This is a genomic window from Mycobacterium sp. 852002-50816_SCH5313054-b (genome assembly GCF_001667185.1).
Taxonomy (GTDB): domain Bacteria; phylum Actinomycetota; class Actinomycetes; order Mycobacteriales; family Mycobacteriaceae; genus Mycobacterium.
Window position 1 is genome coordinate 1 of record NZ_LZIC01000121.1, and the last position, 4,243, is coordinate 4,243.

General features: G+C 67.6%; 2 protein-coding genes and 1 pseudogene. 1 reads left to right on the forward strand and 2 read right to left on the reverse strand.

Features of this window, described 5'->3' with window-relative positions; translation table 11 throughout:
- A pseudogene (locus A5787_RS27035) lies at positions 1-326 on the reverse strand (adenylate/guanylate cyclase domain-containing protein); the annotation flags it as partial.
- A 319-nt stretch (positions 327-645) separates the two neighbouring features.
- Between A5787_RS27035 and A5787_RS22060 the strand changes: the two are divergent.
- A complete protein-coding gene (locus tag A5787_RS22060; protein WP_066970984.1) occupies positions 646-1,887 on the forward strand; it encodes a cytochrome P450 in 1,242 nt (413 codons plus the stop codon).
- 19 nt (positions 1,888-1,906) lie between these two features.
- Here A5787_RS22060 and A5787_RS22065 read toward each other — a convergent pair.
- Positions 1,907-4,243: LuxR C-terminal-related transcriptional regulator (locus A5787_RS22065; protein ID WP_156764076.1), on the reverse strand; the 2,337-nt coding region annotated here is incomplete at its 5' end.

Here is a 4,243-nt window from a genome sequence, read left to right on the forward strand (position 1 = left end):
GCCGATGTAATTGCCCTCGTCGCGCAACTGCACCTCACCCGTGTGCACACCGATCCGCAAGCCGATCGGGGCCAACGGCGCCCGCTGCAATCCCAGCGCGCACGCCACCGCGTCACTGGCCCTCGCGAAGGCCACCACAAAGCTGTCGCCCTCACCCTGCTCCACCGGACGTACCCCACCGTGAACGGTGACCAGACTCGAAAGGCCTCATCCAGCCGCGCGAACGCCGCGGTCATCTGCTCGGGCTGGATCTCCCACAACCCGGTCGAGTTTTCCACGTCAGCCAACAGCAGCGTCACCGTGCCCGTCGGCAAAAGCCCGCTCACGCCAAGATCGCTCCAGTCCACCCCCGGTAGGTCGGCGCATGGATCAATCTCGCTCATGCTAGCCAGCATGCGGCCAACACAGCTAAGAAACATCGGCGGAAACGCGGAGATTATCGCCGAGTGAAAGCGGATTTTCCGACGTCAGCCTGCCCAAACGGTCCGCCGATACCGACAGCCGGAGGGTTGCTGGGGAGGCACTCGTCCACTGCCAGCCGCATCCGGATTTCCGACCCCTCAGCGCGGATCTACGCATTGCGGCCGATGGTCTGGCCCCCCGGTCAGCGAAAAGTCGAGTCCACACCAACGCACGGAGGCGACTATGACGACCGATACGGCACGCACCTGCACCTGCCCGACCGTCTTCGACGCGGGCCTGCCCGAAATCGCGTACGACCACCTCACCGACTTCGAGGAGGCGCACCGCATCATCGCCTCGGCCCGCCAGCAGGCGCCGATCGCGGTCGGACCACACGCGCCAGAGGTATTGACCTACGAGGCGGTGCGCACCGTACTGCGCGACCCACGCTTCGTCACGGCACGCGGAGCCGGCCTTGACCTGCAGGGGATTACCTCGGGTCCGCTGTGGGACCGCGTGATCACCAGCATCCTGAGTCTCGACGGTGAGGAGCACCATCGGCTACGCCGGCTGGTTTCGAAGGCGTTTGCACCCCGCGGCGCCGATCGAATGCGCGCGGTGGCTGTCGAGGTAACCACCGAACTCATCGACCCGCTCACTCGAGTCGGGCGCTGCGACGTGGTCAGCGACATCGCCCGCCGTTACCCCATTCCGGTCATCTGTGCCCTGCTGGGCGCTCCCCGCGAAGATTGGCCCCTGTTCTCCGCCTGGGCCGATGACATCAAGAAGGTGTTGGACTGGAATGTCGCCGAGGACGGGCCGGTGATCCTGGCGGCGTGGGAGCAGCTGGATGCCTACCTCGGGGACATGATCACCCGCCGGCGCGGCACCCTGACCGACGGCGTCATCTCGGACCTGATCCGCGCCGAAGACGGCGGCGACCGCCTCACCCACAAAGAACTAATCAGGCTAGCCAGCACCCTCCTAATAGCCGGCACCGACACCACTCGCAACCAGCTGGCCGCCGCGGTGCAAGTCCTGGCCGACCACCCGGACCAGTGGGCACTGCTCGCATCCCGTCCGGAAATGGCCACCAACGCTGTCCATGAGCTCATGCGGTACTGCCCGATCGTTTTCGCCGTCGGGCGCAAGGCCGCCGAGGACGTCGAACTCGCGGGACTCACCGTCCCGGCCGGCACCATCGTGCTGGCCAACACCGCATCGGCCAACCGGGATCCCGCCGTATACGGCGAGCCCGATCGCCTCGACATCACCCGCACCGATCCACCACCCATGCTGACCTTCGGCGGCGGAGTGCACTACTGCCTGGGCGCACACCTCGCCCGGCTCGAGCTCACCGAGGCACTGCGCATCATCACCCAGCGCATGCCCAACCCCCGCCGCACCGAACCCGCGCAGTGGAAGGCATTAACCGGAATCATCGGACCGATCAAGGTGCCGCTCGAATTCGACAGCGGGCAATGACAATTGGCGCTACTGGCGTTCACGCGTGGCGAGCGGCCTCTTGCGCGAGCTGGATGCGGGAGGAAAGGCCGAGTTTGGCGTAAACATGGGTGAGGTGGGACTGAACTGTTCGCGGTGAGACGAAAAGCCGACTGGCGATGTCGTTATTGCCCAGCCCTTCGGTGACCAGCCGTACGACGTCACGCTCGGTCGGGGTCAGCGACGCCCATCCGCTGGAAGGTCGTTTGCGTTCGCCCCGTCCGCGTTGTGCATAGGCGATCGCCTCCTCAGGCGATAACGCCACGCCCTCCGCCCAGGAGGCCTCAAAGTCATTGACGCCCATAGATTCTCGCAGGGCCGCCACCGAGGCTTGGTAGCCGGCGTCCCCGACTTTGAAGCGGACCTCGCCGATGCGTTGCCGTATTCCGTGTGCAGCGCCGAACAGCCGAGCCGCTTCGCGGTAACTACCGGCGTTCCCGGCCAGGGCGGCGAGGCACTCGAGGATGTCGGCAACACCTGAACCCGCCCGCATATCGGTGGCGCGTGCGAGCGCGTCACGAGCGTCGCGCTCGGCCTGCTCCGGCTCACCCTGCGCGATCGCCACGCGAGCGCGTGTGGTCAGCGCTAACATCAGCCACCAACCGGTCGTTGTCGCGACGGCATCGTCGGCACCACGCCGGGCCGCGAGCAGATCACCGCCCGCCAGCGCGGCCTGCGCACTGAACACGAGTGGCCATGCGGCCTGGACGGGCAGGACACTCCAGTGCCGCCAGGCCTTCTCGCTCGCGCCTTGTGCCGTCACAGCATCGCCAGCGGCCAGGGCCGCTGAAGCCAACGCCAGGGAGCCGAGGCCCGCAGCCATTCCGCCCACTTCGCCGGCGGCCTCGACGGCCGCGTCGGCGGCCATCCTGGCCGCCCGCACGTCACCCTGGTTGGCCAGCGCGATGCTCTGGCCCGCCAGGCCATACACCTGGAAGGTCAGGTCGTGAGCTGCCTCGGCCTCGGCGGTCACCGCGCGGAATTGGGTGGTGGCGCCAGCCAGATCGCCCTCGAATTGCGTTACCACTGCGAGGCACCATCGGCACTGGCGCGACGCGAACCGGTCGCCGATCGCCTCGGCAAGATCGCGTCCCTCCTCACCGGCTGCGCGCATCGCGAAAGGGTCACCGGCCGTGGCAGCCGCGCGCGCCTGCCAAGCGAGGATCTGGCTCAACCCCCACGGGTCGCCCAATTTTCGGGCCAGGCCGATCGCCTCGGCGAAATACGGCCCCGATGGCTCGGCGCTGACGGCGGCGATAGGGCCGCAGGCGGTCAGCGCCCGGAGCAGCAAGGCCGGGTCATCGACCTCACGCGCGATAAACAGGGCTCGCTGAGCCTGCTCGAGGCTGTCAGCGGCGCCCATCAAGGTGGCGAGCACGGCCTTATCGGCGAGCGCCCGCGCGCGCACCGCGGCCGCGACGTTGGCGTCGATATCGGCGAGGGCGGCGTTGAACCATGCCAGTCCTTCCCGGACGCGGCCCCGCGCTTGCCACAACGGCTGCAGCGAGGACGCCAGCGCCAATGCCAGCTCTATATCGGAGTTTTCGCGGCTCCAAGTGAACGCAGCGCGCAGGTTGTCGATCTCAACCTCAGCCTGCTCCAGACGCTGCTCATAGTCGCGGCCCGCCGGCGCGTCCAGCGCGGCGCCCATCGCCGTGTAGTGATCGCGGTGACGCGACCGCACGGCGTCGGCTTCGCCGGACTCCCCGAGCTTTTCCTGCGCGTACTGGCGCACGGTCTCCAAGAGCCGATAGCGCGTTCGGCTGCCGCTCTCGTCCGCAACCACCAGCGACTTGTCCACCAACAGACTGAGTTGATCGAGCACCTGGTGGCGCTCCACATCGATGCCGCCGGCGACTGCCTGGGCGGAGTCGAGGTCGAAGCCACCCATGAATGCCGCCAGCCGGCGGAAGAGGACTCGCTCCGGCTCGGTCAATAGCGCGTGCGACCAATCCACCGAGGCACGCAGTGTCTGTTGGCGCCGCACCGCGGTGCGTGATCCCCCCGTCAACAACCGGAACCGGTCATGCAAGCTGCCGAGGATCTCGGGCAGCGACAACGCCCGCACGCGTGCCGCCGCCAGCTCGATTGCCAGCGGAATCCCGTCGAGACGCTGACAGATCTCGGCGACCAAGGCGGCATTGTCGTCGGTGAGGGCGAAACCGGTGTGGCCCAGACGCGCACGGTCGGCGAACAATTCGATCGCTTCATCGGCCACCGATAGCGACGGCACCCGCCACGTCGCCTCGCCACTGACTCCTATCGGCTCACGACTCGTCGCCAGCAGCGTCAGCCCCGGCGCCGCAGTCAAGAGAGCAACAACCATATCCGCGCACGC

Coding starts and splice junctions, on each gene's coding strand:
- A5787_RS22060 (WP_066970984.1), top strand. CDS start 646: ATGACGACCGATACGGCACGCACCTGCACCTGCCCGACCGTCTTCGAC.